The 12533-nt window shown below is 61.6% G+C and carries 12 protein-coding genes; 6 read left to right on the forward strand and 6 right to left on the reverse strand.

The annotated features are described in order from the left end of the window. Positions 1-61: 61 nt before the first annotated feature. From LD28_RS0103695 to LD28_RS0103705, 3 genes are read left to right on the forward strand one after another with little or no spacing between them, the layout of a single operon-like run. Entirely contained in the window at positions 62-1333 is a 1272-nt protein-coding gene (locus LD28_RS0103695) for a paraquat-inducible protein A (RefSeq protein ID WP_033135672.1), read from the forward strand. Next, positions 1326-2975: an intermembrane transport protein PqiB gene (gene pqiB / locus LD28_RS0103700; protein ID WP_033135673.1), complete on the forward strand. Its 1650-nt coding sequence runs from the start codon at positions 1326-1328 to the stop codon at positions 2973-2975. Before LD28_RS0103695 ends, pqiB begins: the two co-directional genes overlap by 8 nt. After that, on the forward strand, positions 2972-3541 hold the full coding sequence (locus tag LD28_RS0103705; RefSeq protein WP_033135674.1) for a PqiC family protein: 570 nt from the start codon (positions 2972-2974) through the stop codon (positions 3539-3541). Before pqiB ends, LD28_RS0103705 begins: the two co-directional genes overlap by 4 nt. 172 nt (positions 3542-3713) lie before the next feature. Here the strand turns inward: LD28_RS0103705 and rlmD are convergent, their stop codons facing one another. Further along, the gene (gene rlmD / locus LD28_RS0103710; RefSeq protein ID WP_033135675.1) at positions 3714-5066 is read right to left on the reverse strand and encodes a 23S rRNA (uracil(1939)-C(5))-methyltransferase RlmD; all 1353 of its coding nucleotides are present in this window, start codon (positions 5064-5066) and stop codon (positions 3714-3716) included. Positions 5067-5648: 582 nt separating this feature from the next. Between rlmD and LD28_RS0103715 the strand changes: the two genes are divergently transcribed. After that, the gene (locus tag LD28_RS0103715; protein WP_033135676.1) at positions 5649-7373 is read left to right on the forward strand and encodes a proline--tRNA ligase; all 1725 of its coding nucleotides are present in this window, start codon (positions 5649-5651) and stop codon (positions 7371-7373) included. A 92-nt stretch (positions 7374-7465) separates the two neighbouring features. Here LD28_RS0103715 and LD28_RS0103720 read toward each other — a convergent pair whose 3' ends face one another. From LD28_RS0103720 to LD28_RS0103730, 3 genes are all read right to left on the reverse strand, one after another. Further along, positions 7466-8146, reverse strand: a complete 681-nt coding sequence (locus tag LD28_RS0103720; RefSeq protein WP_033135677.1) for an SDR family oxidoreductase — start codon at positions 8144-8146, stop codon at positions 7466-7468. Positions 8147-8177: 31 nt separating this feature from the next. Then, positions 8178-8810: a TIGR04219 family outer membrane beta-barrel protein gene (locus LD28_RS0103725; protein WP_033135678.1), complete on the reverse strand. Its 633-nt coding sequence runs from the start codon at positions 8808-8810 to the stop codon at positions 8178-8180. A gap of 95 nt (positions 8811-8905) precedes the next feature. Continuing rightward, positions 8906-9355 (reverse strand): copper chaperone PCu(A)C, encoded by a 450-nt coding sequence (locus LD28_RS0103730; RefSeq protein ID WP_033135679.1) that lies wholly within the window; start codon positions 9353-9355, stop codon positions 8906-8908. A gap of 90 nt (positions 9356-9445) precedes the next feature. Here LD28_RS0103730 and LD28_RS0103735 point away from each other — a divergent pair, with 90 nt between their 5' ends. Next, a complete protein-coding gene (locus tag LD28_RS0103735; protein WP_033135680.1) occupies positions 9446-10195 on the forward strand; it encodes an enoyl-CoA hydratase-related protein in 750 nt (249 codons plus the stop codon). Positions 10196-10213: 18 nt separating this feature from the next. Here LD28_RS0103735 and LD28_RS0103740 read toward each other — a convergent pair whose 3' ends face one another. Next, positions 10214-10642 carry a DUF2753 family protein gene (locus tag LD28_RS0103740; protein ID WP_033135681.1) on the reverse strand — a complete coding sequence of 143 codons (429 nt, stop codon included), beginning with the start codon at positions 10640-10642 and terminating at the stop codon, positions 10214-10216. 284 nt (positions 10643-10926) lie between these two features. Between LD28_RS0103740 and LD28_RS0103745 the strand changes: the two genes are divergently transcribed. Beyond that, positions 10927-11586, forward strand: a complete 660-nt coding sequence (locus LD28_RS0103745; RefSeq protein ID WP_033135682.1) for a CatB-related O-acetyltransferase — start codon at positions 10927-10929, stop codon at positions 11584-11586. Between the two features lie 102 nt (positions 11587-11688). Here LD28_RS0103745 and LD28_RS0103750 read toward each other — a convergent pair whose 3' ends face one another. After that, on the reverse strand, positions 11689-12390 hold the full coding sequence (locus LD28_RS0103750; RefSeq protein ID WP_033135683.1) for a ParB-like protein: 702 nt from the start codon (positions 12388-12390) through the stop codon (positions 11689-11691). Between the last annotated feature and the right edge of the window lie 143 nt (positions 12391-12533).

The following is a 12533-nucleotide window of genomic DNA, read 5'->3' on the forward strand; positions in this document are numbered from 1 at the left end:
CAGTACAACTGCGATAATTGCCAATTCTGGCTCCTCTACGGGCCTTATCTGGGGTTTTATCTTGCATCCGGTTTCACACCAACACCACACCACCTATGTCCATGATGCCACTGCCTGCGAAGAGTGTGACCTGCTGATCCCGGCCACCCCGCTCGAGGTGGGGCAGGCCAGCTGCTGTCCCCGTTGCGGACACACCTTGAGTCGCCACCTGCCACAGCAGGAGTTGCGGCCGATCGCCTACGGGTTCGCGGCGCTCATCATGTTCGTACTCGCCAACGCCTTCACCTTTATGTCCTTCTCGGCCAAAGGGGTGGGTCAGGAGATGACTTTTCTGCAGAGCATCACCACCCTGGTGGATGAGGGCTATCTGTTTCTCGGCGCGGTACTGAGCCTCACCCTGATCGGCCTGCCACTGGTCTACATGGGCTCCATCATGCTGGTGCTGTGGCGAGTCGATAAAGATCTGCACAGCAATGCCCTGCGCTCCCTCGGCCGTCTGCTCTGCCGGATCAAACCCTGGCTGATGGTGGATGTCTTTCTGGTGGGGGTACTCATCTCGCTGGTCAAGCTGATGGGGATGGCCGACATCAAGATGGGGCTGTCGTTCTGGGCCTTCGTCGGCTACACGGTGCTGCTCATCAAGATGATCTCCTCGCTGGATCAGATGTGGCTGTGGCAGCGGCTGTTCGGCCCCACCGCACCGCGGGAGATCGACCCGGACGCGGGCGCGCTGGAATCCGGCCTGGTGGGCTGCCACATCTGTGGCGCCCTGAGCGAGGTGGGCAGCCACAGCTGCTCCCGCTGCGGCGGTCACCTGCATGCCCGCAAGCCGGGCGGCCTGAACCGCACCTGGGCGCTGCTGTTTACCTCCGCCATTCTCTATGTGCCCGCCAACCTCTATCCCATCATGGATACGGTGTTTCTCGGCGATGACAGCCCCTCCACCATCCTTGGCGGCGTGGTGCTGCTCTGGGCCATGGGCTCCTACCCCATCGCGGCGGTGATCTTTTTCGCCAGCGTGGTGGTGCCGCTGGTGAAAATACTGGCGCTATTCTGGCTTTGCTATATGGTGCAGCGCGGCAATGTCACCTCCCCCCTCGGCAAGCTCAAACTCTATCGCATGACTGAATTTGTCGGACGCTGGTCGATGATCGACGTCTTCGTGGTGGCCATTCTGGCGGGCCTGATCCGGCTCGACAATCTGATGACCATCTACCCCGGCCCTGCGGCCGTCGCATTTGCAGGTGTGGTGCTGATCACCATGGTCGCCGCCATGAGTTTCGACTCCCGCCTGATCTGGGATTTACAACAAGGAGAACGCGAACGTGAGTGAGCGTAAAAAAAGGTGGAAACCGGGCTCTGACTTTCTGAGCTCTGCTGCCGCAATCTGGATGGTGCCCCTGCTGGCGCTGTTCATCGGTCTCTGGATGCTGTTCCAGCACTGGTACTCCCAGGGCCCCAGCTTCACCCTGACAGTCGCCACCGCCGAAGGCATCGTCGCTGGCAAGACGGTGATCCGCTCCCGCGAAGTGGATGTCGGCCGCATCGAAGCCGTCGAGCTGAGCGAAGACTACAGCCACGCCGTGCTGAAGGGGCGGCTGAGCAATGCCGCCTCCGGCATGCTGCGCGGTGACAGCCAGTTCTGGGTGGTCAAACCCCGGGTTGGCCGTGACGGGGTCTCCGGCCTCGGCACCCTGCTCTCCGGCGCCTACATCGAGCTCTCACCCGGCAAGAAAGGGCGGGCGCGGGACGAATACGCCATGCTCGACAAGCCGCCGCTCGCCTCGCTGGATGCCAAGGGACTACGCCTCACCCTCAGCAGTCGCGACACCCGCGCGCTGGGGGAAGGCTCCCCCATCAACTATCAGGGCTTCACCATAGGTCAGGTGGAAGAGGCGAAGTTCCTGCCGGAAAAGAGCGAGATGCAGTATCAAATCTTCATCCACGCCCCCTATGACATTCTGGTGAGCAGCAACTCCCGCTTCTGGATGACGCCGGGCTTTGAAGTCTCCATGAGCAGCGAGGGGATGAAGGTGAAGATGGATTCGCTGGAGAGCCTGCTCGACGGCGGCATCACCATGGGTCTGCCACCCGGCTGGGCGCCTGGCGAGCCGGTCAAACAGATGGAAGGGTTCACCCTGTTCCAGGATGAGGCGAGCGTGCTGGCCGGTAGTCTGGATCAGTTCATCGACTACGTCTTCCTGTTCGATGACAACGTGGGTGGCCTGCATCCGGGCGCGGCGGTGCAGTATCGCGGCATCCGGGTCGGTACCGTCATCTCTGCCCCCTACCTCATCGAGGACAAGGGCGTGCAGATCTTCAAGAACCGTCAGATCCCGGTGCTGGCCCGCATCGAGGTGCAGCGCCTCTCCCACCGCTATGCCAAGGCGGAGAAGGATCAGTGGCGTGCCCTGTTCGGCAAGCAGTTCAAGGAGGGGTTGCGTGCCAGCCTCAAGACCTCGAGCCTGCTGACCGGCGGCAAGATCATCGATCTCAACTTCTATCCGGACGCGCCGCGCTTCGAGCAGGCCAAGCTGGCCGGTTATCAGGTCTTCCCCACCGTGCAGGGCGGGCTGGATCAGATCGAGCGCAAGGTGAACCTCATCCTCGACAAGTTTGTCGACATGGACATGGCGGCCACCCTGACCAAGGTCAACGGGTCACTCACGACGCTGGATGGCACCCTGAAGAACATCAGTGCAGTCAGCGCCAACCTGAACAAGCTCACCGCCAAGGATTCTACCCAACAGTTGCCGGCCTCGCTCAACGAGAGCCTCAAGCAGTTGCAGGAGACCTTGCAGGCCTATGATGCCCAGTCGCAGACCAATCAGGACCTGCGTCAGTCGGTGCAGACCCTCAATCAGTTGATGCGCGAACTGCAACCGTTGGTGCACTCCCTCAACGAGCAGCCCAGCTCGCTGATCTTCGATCGCGCGCATCCATCGGACCCTGAGCCCAAGCGAGGCAAACAATGAAAAAAGAGATCCTGACGCTGGCCCTGCTGGGCCTGCTGGCGGGTTGCAGCAGCCAGCCAAGCCTGCACTACTACTCGCTCGATGCCGACAGCCAGCAACCCGTTGCTGCTCCGGCCCAACCGCAGCACCAGCTGGTGCTGCGCCCGGTGGCGCTGGCCAGCCAGCTCGACCGGATCAGTCTGGTCTATCAGCTGGAAGGGCAGGAGCTGCACTTCACCGAGTACCATCGCTGGGCCGGTGCGCTGGACGATCAGCTCAACCAGCTCACCCTCAATGGCCTCTCCACCCGCCTGCCGGGCTGGGTGGTCCGGCAGGATGGCGCCCGCAAGGGACCGGTGCTGACCATTCTGGTGGAGCGCTTTCAGGGCCGTCATGACGGCAGCGCCGTGCTGAGCGGTCGCTGGCGCCTGCTGGCGGAAGATGGCACCGTGCTGCGTGATGCCCCCTTCCGTCAGGAGCGGGTACTGCCGGCCGATGGCTACAACGCACTGGTGAACGAGCTGGGTCAGGGCTGGCAACAGCTGCTCGACCAGATCGCCGCCGAGGTACGCCAGAGCGCCAGCTAATCGCCCATCCGCCGATTGCAGAGATAAAAAAACGACGCCAGCTGGCGTCGTTTTTTTATGGGCGAATGTCAGGCGATGACTCACGCCTTGGCGGGCAGGCTCAGACGGGCAACCGCTTCTACATGCATGGCGTGGAGGGGGAACATGTCAATCGCTCCGCGCCAATGCCCGATCACGCTTTCGCTGGCAAACTCAGGCGAGCGACAGCCTCGACATGCATGGAGTGCGGGAACATATCGACCGGCTGCACCTCGTCCAGCACGAAGCCCTGCTTGACCAGCCAGGCAAGGTCGCGGGCCAGGGTCTGCGGGTTGCAGGAGACATAGACCAGACGACGGGGCGCCATGGCGACCAGGGTCTGCAACACTGCCTTGTCACAGCCTTTGCGCGGCGGATCCAGCACCACCACGTCAGCGGTCACACCCTGCGCGTGCAGCTCGGGCATCAGCAGCTCGGCCTTGCCGACGTGGAATTCGGTGTGCTCGATGCCGTTGAGGGCGGCGTTGCGGCGGGCATCGCTGATGGCGCTCTCCACCGACTCAATCCCCACCACCTTGGCGGCCTTGCCAGCCAGGAACAGGGAGATGGTGCCGATACCGCAATAGATGTCGAACACCGTCTCGTTGCCGGTCAGTTCGGCATACTCGAGGGCGCTGGAGTAGAGCACATCGGTCTGGGTCGGGTTGTTCTGGAAGAAGGAGAGCGGCGAGATCTCGAACTCGAGCTCGTGGATCTTGTCGCGGATCACCCCTTCCCCCAGCAGCACCCGGTTGGTGGCGCCCAGAATGCGGTTGGTGCGCTCATCGTTGATGTTCTGGACCAGGGTAGTGACCGGCAGATCGCTCAGGGCGGTCAGCAGCTCGGCTTCGAACGGCAGCGCCTCGCCCAGGGTCACCAGCACCACCATCAGCTCGCCGCTCTTGAAGCCCTTGCGGGTCATCAGGTTGCGCACGCAGCCGGTGTGGTTCACCTCGTCATAGGCGGCGATGTCATGCTCGCGCATCCAGTTGCGCACGCGAGCATTGAGCTCGACGTGGAGCGAGTCCTGCACCGCACAGTCATCGGCGGTGATGAGATCGTGGGAGTGCTTGCGATAAAAACCGATCTCGGCACCGGCGTCGCAGCCGCGCACCGCATATTGGGCCTTGTTGCGATAGGCGAACGGACTCTCCATGCCAAGGATATCCTTGACCGGCGTGTCACCCAGCCCGGCCTGCTCCAGTGCGCTCTGCACCAGTGCCTGCTTGAGCTTGAGCTGGGCCGGATAGGCCAGCGGGCGCACCTGACAGCCACCGCACTCGGTGTTGGGGCAGAAATCGGCAACCCGATCGGCAGAGGGCTGGAGCAGCTCGGTGACCTTGCCGTGCAGATAGTTCGGCTTGACCTCGGTCAGCTCCACCAGCGCCTGCTCACCGGGCAGCAGACCTTCGACAAACAGGGGGCGATCGAACAGGCGTCCTTTGCCATCTCCTTTGTCGGTCAGTTCCAGGATCTCGATCTGGTGTTGATGTCCCACTAACGGCATGAGCGGCTCCAAAAGTACTAAAAAATGGGGGGTGATGGACGCGGCACAGCCATGCCCATCGAGAAAAGGTGGCAGAGTTTAGCGGAGATCCGGCCAAATTGCAGGCATTAAAAGCCCAATGGTTGTAGTGCTACCCGAGCCAGCTGGCCACGCCCCGATCCAGACCCGCAATGGGAAGCAGGCATGGCGGGGCGATCACCCCGTGGTGGCAGGCGGGCGGCGGCCAGCTCGGGCATCCTTTCAGACCGGCCAACCCTCTTGCAGGGCCTGCGGCGACCACCCACGAGCCAGCCACAGGGCAAATCGGCCGCCATAAATTTAATTTATGGATTTTGCTGAAATGACCCAATTTTAACTTATACCAAGTCAGTGGCGGCCCCCGCAGCCCCGCCGGGTTGCTCTTTGGCCGCCAGCGGGCCACCGCCGATCCTTGCGAGTCGATCCTGCAGAGATTGCACGGCCAAGCCCACCCTTTCCCTGTTGCGGCAAATTTAGCCCTTGGGCCACAACGCCCAGCCTGTTAAAATTCCGCCCTTGAAATTATCCTGGGCCCCGCGCCCGTTCTAGCTAAGGTCTACCGCGATGCGTACCAGCCAATATCTGCTTTCCACTCTCAAGGAAACCCCCTCCGACGCTGAAGTTGTCAGCCACCAGCTGATGCTGCGCGCCGGGATGATCCGTAAACTGGCCTCCGGCATGTATGCCTGGTTGCCAACCGGTCTGCGGGTACTGAAAAAAATCGAGAACATTGTTCGCGAAGAGATGAACAATGCTGGTGCCGTCGAAGTCTCCATGCCGGTGGTGCAGCCCGCCGAACTGTGGCAGGAGTCCGGCCGCTGGGATGACTACGGTCCCGAGCTGTGCCGTCTGACCGACCGCCACAACCGCCCCTTCGTGCTGGGCCCGACCCACGAAGAGGTGATCACCGCGCTGGTGCGTTACGAAGTGAACAGCTACAAGCAGCTGCCGCTCAACCTCTACCAGATCCAGACCAAGTTCCGCGACGAAGTGCGCCCCCGTTTCGGCGTGATGCGTGGCCGTGAATTCCTGATGAAGGATGCCTACTCCTTCCACATCGACAAAGAGTCTCTGGTCGATACCTACGAGAAGATGCACGCCGCCTACTGCAAGGCCTTCACCCGCATGGGTCTGAACTTCCGTCCGGTGCAGGCCGATACCGGCTCCATCGGTGGTACCGGTTCCCACGAATTCCAGGTGCTGGCCGAGAGCGGTGAAGATCTGATCGCCTTCTCCGATACATCAGATTACGCCGCCAACATCGAGATGGCCGAAGCGCTGGCGCCGGCTGGCGAGCGCGCTGCCGCAACCAAAGCCCTGACCAAGGTCGCCACCCCGGCCGTCCACACCATCGACGAAGTGGCCGCTTTCCTGAACGTGGCACCGACCGCCATCGCCAAGACCCTGCTGGTACTGGCAGAGGAAGACGAGCACGGCAAGCAGGCCGTCATCGCGCTGGTACTGCGTGGCGACCACGAGCTGAACGAAATCAAGGCCGAGAAGCTCTCTGGCGTTGCCAACCCGCTCACCTTCGCCAACGACGAGCAGATTAAAGCGGCCGCCGGTTGCGATGCAGGCTCCATCGGCCCGGTCGGCTTTGCCGGTCGCATCATCGTCGATCGCAGCGCCGCCCATCTGGCGGACTTCGTCTGCGGCGCCAACGAGACCGGCTTCCACCTGACCGGTGCCAACTGGGATCGTGACATCGCTACCTACGAAGTTGCCGACCTGCGCAACGTGGTGGAAGGCGACCCGAGCCCGTGCGGCCAGGGCAAGCTGCTGCTCAAGCGCGGTATCGAAGTGGGCCACATCTTCCAGCTGGGGACCAAGTACTCCGAAGCGATGAAGGCGAGCGTGCTGAACGAAGGCGGCAAGTCCGTCACCATGGAGATGGGTTGCTACGGTATCGGGGTTTCCCGTCTGGTGGCTGCGGCCATCGAGCAGAACAACGACCAGTACGGCATCATCTGGCCGGACGCCATCGCTCCGTTCGAGGTGGCCATCGTGCCGATGAACATGCACAAATCCGAGCGTGTGGCCGAGCAGGCACAGCAGTTCTACGCCGAGCTGAAAGCGGCCGGTGTGGATGTGCTGTTCGACGACCGTAAAGAGCGCCCGGGCGTGATGTTCGCCGACATGGAGCTACTGGGCATCCCGCACGCCATCGTCATCGGCGATCGCGGTCTGGACAACGGCGTGGTGGAGTACAAGTGCCGCCGCACCGGCGAGAAGCAGGAAGTGGCCATCAGCGACATCATCGCCATGCTCAAGGCCAAGCTGGGCCGTTAATTCCGCCCTCTTCCCGATATAAAAAAGCGCGCCATTTGGCGCGCTTTTTGTTTCTGTGTGCTGACGACGGCAACCGGATGGCTGGCTTCGCCTCAGGGATTGCGACCGATAAAGAGGTCGGTCACGTGGCAGCTGCTTCTGGCTTCCAGCGCGTCGAGCATATAGGCCGCCGCATCTTCCGGGGTCATGAAGCCACTCGGGTCCACGTGATCCGAGTTGTCCCAGAATTCGCTGCGGATCCCGCTCGGGTAGAGGTTGACCAGCCGCAGTGGCGAGCCTTTCAGCTCGGCGCGCAAGGATTCGAGAAAGCCGCGCATCCCCCATTTGGAGGCGCAGTAGAGGCTCTCGTTGGCCTTGCCCATCTGCGCGGCGGAGGAGAGCACGTTGGCCAATACCCCGCCTTGCTCGCCGATAAGCCGCACCGTCTGCTGGGCCACCAGAATGGTGGAGATAAGATTGCTCTCCACCACCCGGCGGATCTGCTCGGCGGTGTAGACACCGACCGGGCCAAACTCGCCGACCCCGGCGCAGTGGATCACCATGTCGGGCAGGCCGCCCCACTCCACCGCAGCGGCGAAGGCGACGTCGACCTCTTCATGGTGCGCCAGATCGGCAGCAATGCCGATCACCGCGCTGCCGAGCAGTTGCTCCTGCTCCTGCAGTCGCTGATAACGGCGTCCCATCATGGAGACCCGATGGCCCCGCTCAACCAGCCCGATGGTCAGGGCCCGGCCGAGACCAGAGCCAGCGCCTGTCACTATGATGTGGCCCATGATCACTCCTCGTCGTCAGCTGACGCTCAGATTAGAAAGTGAATTCACCACCCATGAACCAGCCGTCTACAGACTGGTCGACGTTGGCGAAGTCGATCTTGGCTTCACGCCAGCCAGCACGCAGCTTGACCGGCACGGAGGAGAACTTGTAGGCACCGCCCAGACGGTAGTCATAGTTGTCCGCATCGTGAGTGCGCAGATCACCGAAGAAGGAGATGCCGGTACCCGGGATCTTCACTTCGCTGCCGGCATAGGCCATCAGGGTGTTTTCGTCATAGCCCTTGCGACCGACGTAGACCTGCTCGCCATCGTAGTGACGACCGGTCAGACCCAGATCGATCTTGAACAGATCGTTGTTGAACAGACGATAGTAGAGGCTCAGATCGTAGGCGGTCAGGTCGTTCTTGAAGTTGCCGCCGGAGGTGCTGAAATCGGAGACTTCAAACTTGGCGTTCGGCAGGAAGATGATGCCGTGTTCCAGTTGCAGATAGCCGTTCCAGTTGTAGCTGTCGTCATAACGGCCATCGGCACTGTTGCCGTAAGCCTGACCACTGCCCTGAGCAGCCCATACATCGGCACCGGCGGCAAAACGCCAGTCGTCAGCGGCCATGGCACTCTGGCTGCACAGAGCCAGTACAAAACCGGCAATCAGCGTCTTTTTCATCACTTCACTTCCTCTTGCATGCATGGAAAAGAGCACTATTTTACTCGGCGCAGCCAAAATACCCAGCGGGAATGCTGAACAAACGACGACAAATGTCAGTGCTTCATATGCTTCATGCCTGCCATCGGCTCAATCGGCTTCACCGGCAGCGACAGATCCAGTTTCTGGCCATCGTCCATGGTGAGGGTCAGCGGCATGGGAGTCTGCTCGGAGAGGGTGCCCACCTCGAACAGCATGATATGGAAGCTGCCGGGCTGCAGCGCCACTTCGCCCTTGGCCGGGATCTCGATGCTCTCGACCTGACGCATTTTCATCAACCCATTCTCGTGCAGGTGAGTGTGCAGCTCGGCGCGTCCTACCGCCGGTGATGCCGCGGCCATCAGCTTGACCGGCTTGTCGGCATCATTCTTGAGCACCATGAATGCGGCGGTGTTGGGAGAGCCCGGCGGCAGCAGTCGCACATAGCCATCAACCGCCTCTACCTTGGCCAGCGCTGGCGCCGTCATGCCCAGCACCAGCAGAGAATAAAACGCACGTTTAAACATGGTTGAAATCCTTTTATGATGTTGTTAAACGGCTCCAAGGTTACCCCAACGGCAACCTTGTTTGCACCTTTCAATAACAAGGATTTAGACATGGCCCCCATTCTCATCGCTGAGCAGCAGGATGGCTTGCTCACCCTGACCTTCAACCGCCCCGACAAGCGCAACGCCCTCAATACCGAGCTGTATGAACAACTGGTTGCCGCGCTGCGAGAGGCGGCGGCCGATGACGCGGTGCATGTCCTGTTATTGCAGGGGCAGCGCGACTGCTTCACCGCCGGTAACGATCTCGCCGACTTTATGGGCAAGAGCGCGCTGGAGCCCGACGACCCCATCCTGCAGTTCCTTCACACTCTGGCCGACTTTCCCAAACCGGTGATCGCGGCGGTCGGTGGCCCGGCGGTGGGGATTGGCACCACCATCCTGCTCCACTGCGATCTGGTCTATCTGGCGGATAACGCCCGTCTGCAGCTCCCCTTTGTCGAGCTGGGGCTGGTGCCGGAGTTCGCCTCCAGCCTGCTGTTGCCGCGTCTGGTGGGTCACCTCAAGGCGGCCGAGCTGTTGCTGCTGGCCGAGGCGATCGATGCAGAGGAGGCGCTGCGACTCGGGCTCGCCAACAAGGTGGTGGCGGCCGATGGATTGCTCGCCTTTGCCCGCGAGCAGGGGCTGACGCTGGCGGCCAAACCGCCCAGGGCACTGCAAAAGAGCAAGGCACTGCTGAAACAAGAGCTCAAACAGGCGGTCCACTTCGTCATCGATCTGGAGGCGCGCGCCTTCGCCCAGGCGCTGCAAGGGGAAGAGGCGCAGCAGCGCATTGCCCAGAAACTCAAACGGCGGGGCTGAGCGGCCGCTCACACCCGGTCAGTTGAGACGAAAACGGCCGATTAGTTCGCAGCCCTGCACCTTGTCCTGTAGCTGGATCAGCCGGGCAATCTCCGGATTGGGATGACGTTTGAGAAAAGCGAGCAGGGCGCCGCGACAGCAGCCCAGTTCGCTGATCAGTGCCTCGCACTCCCGGTTGGGGCATTGCGGCACCAGCGCCGTCACCAGCTCGGAGGCGAGCTTCAAATAGCGCAGCTCATAGGCCGGTTCACCCATCGCCCGCCAAAAATCGGCCAGCCGGTGACAGGTGGCGACCCGCATGGTGGCCAGCTCCGGCAACTCGACCTGGGTCATCTCGTAAACATCCCCCAGCGCCTGCTGATAAAAGCAGATCGCCGCCCCCAGCGAACCAGCCTGCCAGGCTCGCTCCGCCTCCAGCATGTACTGTTGCCAACGTTGTGGTGTCATCTCGCTCTCCCGAGTCCGTCAGAGTGGGAGTGCTATCATGGCTAATTGAGAATAAATATCAACTAGAGAGTGGGGGCAGGATCGCTCCTCACCTTGGCAAACCGGATGCCCGACCTTATGATCGTGCCCTTCCCCCCTTCTTTGGAGCACACCACAATGCGACCTCGTCTCCCGCAGATGCTGGGCTGCTCCCTGCTCTGCGTGCCCCGCATGCTGGTCTGGATCTATTAGCTGCGCTTCATCGAACGCAACCAATCCGATCCATTCAGCAAAGGAGTACCAGGATGAACACCTGCCAGCACTGGTCACAGGTCGAATACCTGCACCTGACGGTGACCAACCCCAACATCTGCCTCAAGGGGCAGCACAGCTACTACTCGGGCGCCTGGGATGGCCCCTTCGAGGAGGTGGTGGTGCGCTACCTCCATGGCGACCGCTTCAGCCGCAGCCCCGATACCGGCTGGGAGCCGCTGTGGCATATCGACCGGCTCCATATCGGCGACTATGTGCAGATTGCCGCCGGGGTGAAGATCATCATGGGGGGCAACCACACCCACAACACCGCCTTTATCAGCACCTATCCGTTTGCCGATCTGGCGGCGCTCAAGCGCAGCTACCGCCCCGCCGGTGATACCCGCATCGGCAACGATGTCTGGATCGGCATGGAGGCGATGATCATGCCCGGTGTCACCATCGGCGATGGTGCCATCATCGCCGCCCGGGCGCTGGTCACCAAAGACGTGCCGCCCTATGCCATGGTGGCAGGCACCCCGGCCAGGGTGGTGCGAATGCGCTTTGACGAGGATGAGATTGCCCGGCTTCAGGCTCTCGCCTGGTGGGATTGGCCAAACGAGCAGGTCAACGCCCTGTTGCCGCTGATCCAGCAAGGGGACGTGGCACTACTGGAGCAGGCGGCCGCCCGCTGGCATCAGCGCCATGGGTGACCACAGCTCACCATCCGTCAAACATCGGACAGCAGAAGGGCGACCCACGGGTCGCCCTCTTTCATATCCGCCATGTTTGAGATGGCGTCATCGCTCATCCGGTCACTGCACCGCTTTGGATTGACTGCACTGCTTGCCGGGATAGCCGGGCAGATCCTTGGCATCGCTGCCACAGGCGAGCCGTTTGGCCTGTTGCAACCGGGCGGCCAGATTGGCGCTGTCCACCGGCATCCACTGCATCTGTTTGCCGAGCCAGCTGGCCCAGGCAAACTCGACAAAATAGACCTGATCGCTCTTGCCAAAGTAGCCCGCATCCTGCAGTAGCCCGGCCAGGGTACGATAGGGGTAGTCGGGCAGCTTGTCGATGCGGGTCGGCAGCTGCTCAGGTGTGAGGGGCTGGCCCTTCTCATCCTTGAGCCAGGCCCAGTGGTTGTTCTGCATCTGGCTCCAGAAGTTGTCTTTATCCTGCAGGCGACCGATCACCTTGACCCGGGCCTGCTTGACCCCCTGTTGCCACAGTGCCTTGGTCAGATGGTGCCTGTCCACCAGCCAGTAACCGCCATCGGGCGCAATCACTACGGGGATCTCTTTCTTTTTCATCAACTTGTCGAGCTGCTTTGCGCTCATGCCAGCCAGGGCGGCCTGCGTTTCATCAACCTGGATCTGGCCAACACCCCCCTGAGTCGGGTGCAAGGCATCGATGCCGATCTCGCACCAGTTGCCCACCGCAGTGTCGCGCTGGCACGGGGCCAACGCCCAGGCGCCCTGGCTCAAAACACAGGCCAGCAATAACCATGCTTTCATCGTTTGATACTCCTCGCCACATTGAACTGCAGGGTCGCCGACAGCTCCCCTCCCCGCGATGGGAGATGAGAGCCGAATGCTGGCGGTCAGACCAGTAAACGGGATATCATGATTTCCCGTCTGTCGGCGACATTTTCTCGCCG

This window comes from Aeromonas finlandensis, from assembly GCF_000764645.1.
GTDB classification, from domain to species: domain Bacteria; phylum Pseudomonadota; class Gammaproteobacteria; order Enterobacterales; family Aeromonadaceae; genus Aeromonas; species Aeromonas finlandensis.

Bases quoted from the DNA above. Each gene is read 5' to 3' on its own strand.
- LD28_RS0103705 (WP_033135674.1), top strand. From the start codon at position 2,972: ATGAAAAAAGAGATCCTGACGCTGGCCCTGCTGGGCCTGCTGGCGGGT.
- rlmD (WP_033135675.1), bottom strand. From the start codon at position 5,066: ATGCCGTTAGTGGGACATCAACACCAGATCGAGATCCTGGAACTGACC.
- LD28_RS0103715 (WP_033135676.1), top strand. From the start codon at position 5,649: ATGCGTACCAGCCAATATCTGCTTTCCACTCTCAAGGAAACCCCCTCC.
- LD28_RS0103720 (WP_033135677.1), bottom strand. From the start codon at position 8,146: ATGGGCCACATCATAGTGACAGGCGCTGGCTCTGGTCTCGGCCGGGCC.
- LD28_RS0103725 (WP_033135678.1), bottom strand. From the start codon at position 8,810: ATGAAAAAGACGCTGATTGCCGGTTTTGTACTGGCTCTGTGCAGCCAG.
- LD28_RS0103730 (WP_033135679.1), bottom strand. From the start codon at position 9,355: ATGTTTAAACGTGCGTTTTATTCTCTGCTGGTGCTGGGCATGACGGCG.
- LD28_RS0103735 (WP_033135680.1), top strand. From the start codon at position 9,446: ATGGCCCCCATTCTCATCGCTGAGCAGCAGGATGGCTTGCTCACCCTG.
- LD28_RS0103740 (WP_033135681.1), bottom strand. From the start codon at position 10,642: ATGACACCACAACGTTGGCAACAGTACATGCTGGAGGCGGAGCGAGCC.
- LD28_RS0103745 (WP_033135682.1), top strand. From the start codon at position 10,927: ATGAACACCTGCCAGCACTGGTCACAGGTCGAATACCTGCACCTGACG.
- LD28_RS0103750 (WP_033135683.1), bottom strand. From the start codon at position 12,390: ATGAAAGCATGGTTATTGCTGGCCTGTGTTTTGAGCCAGGGCGCCTGG.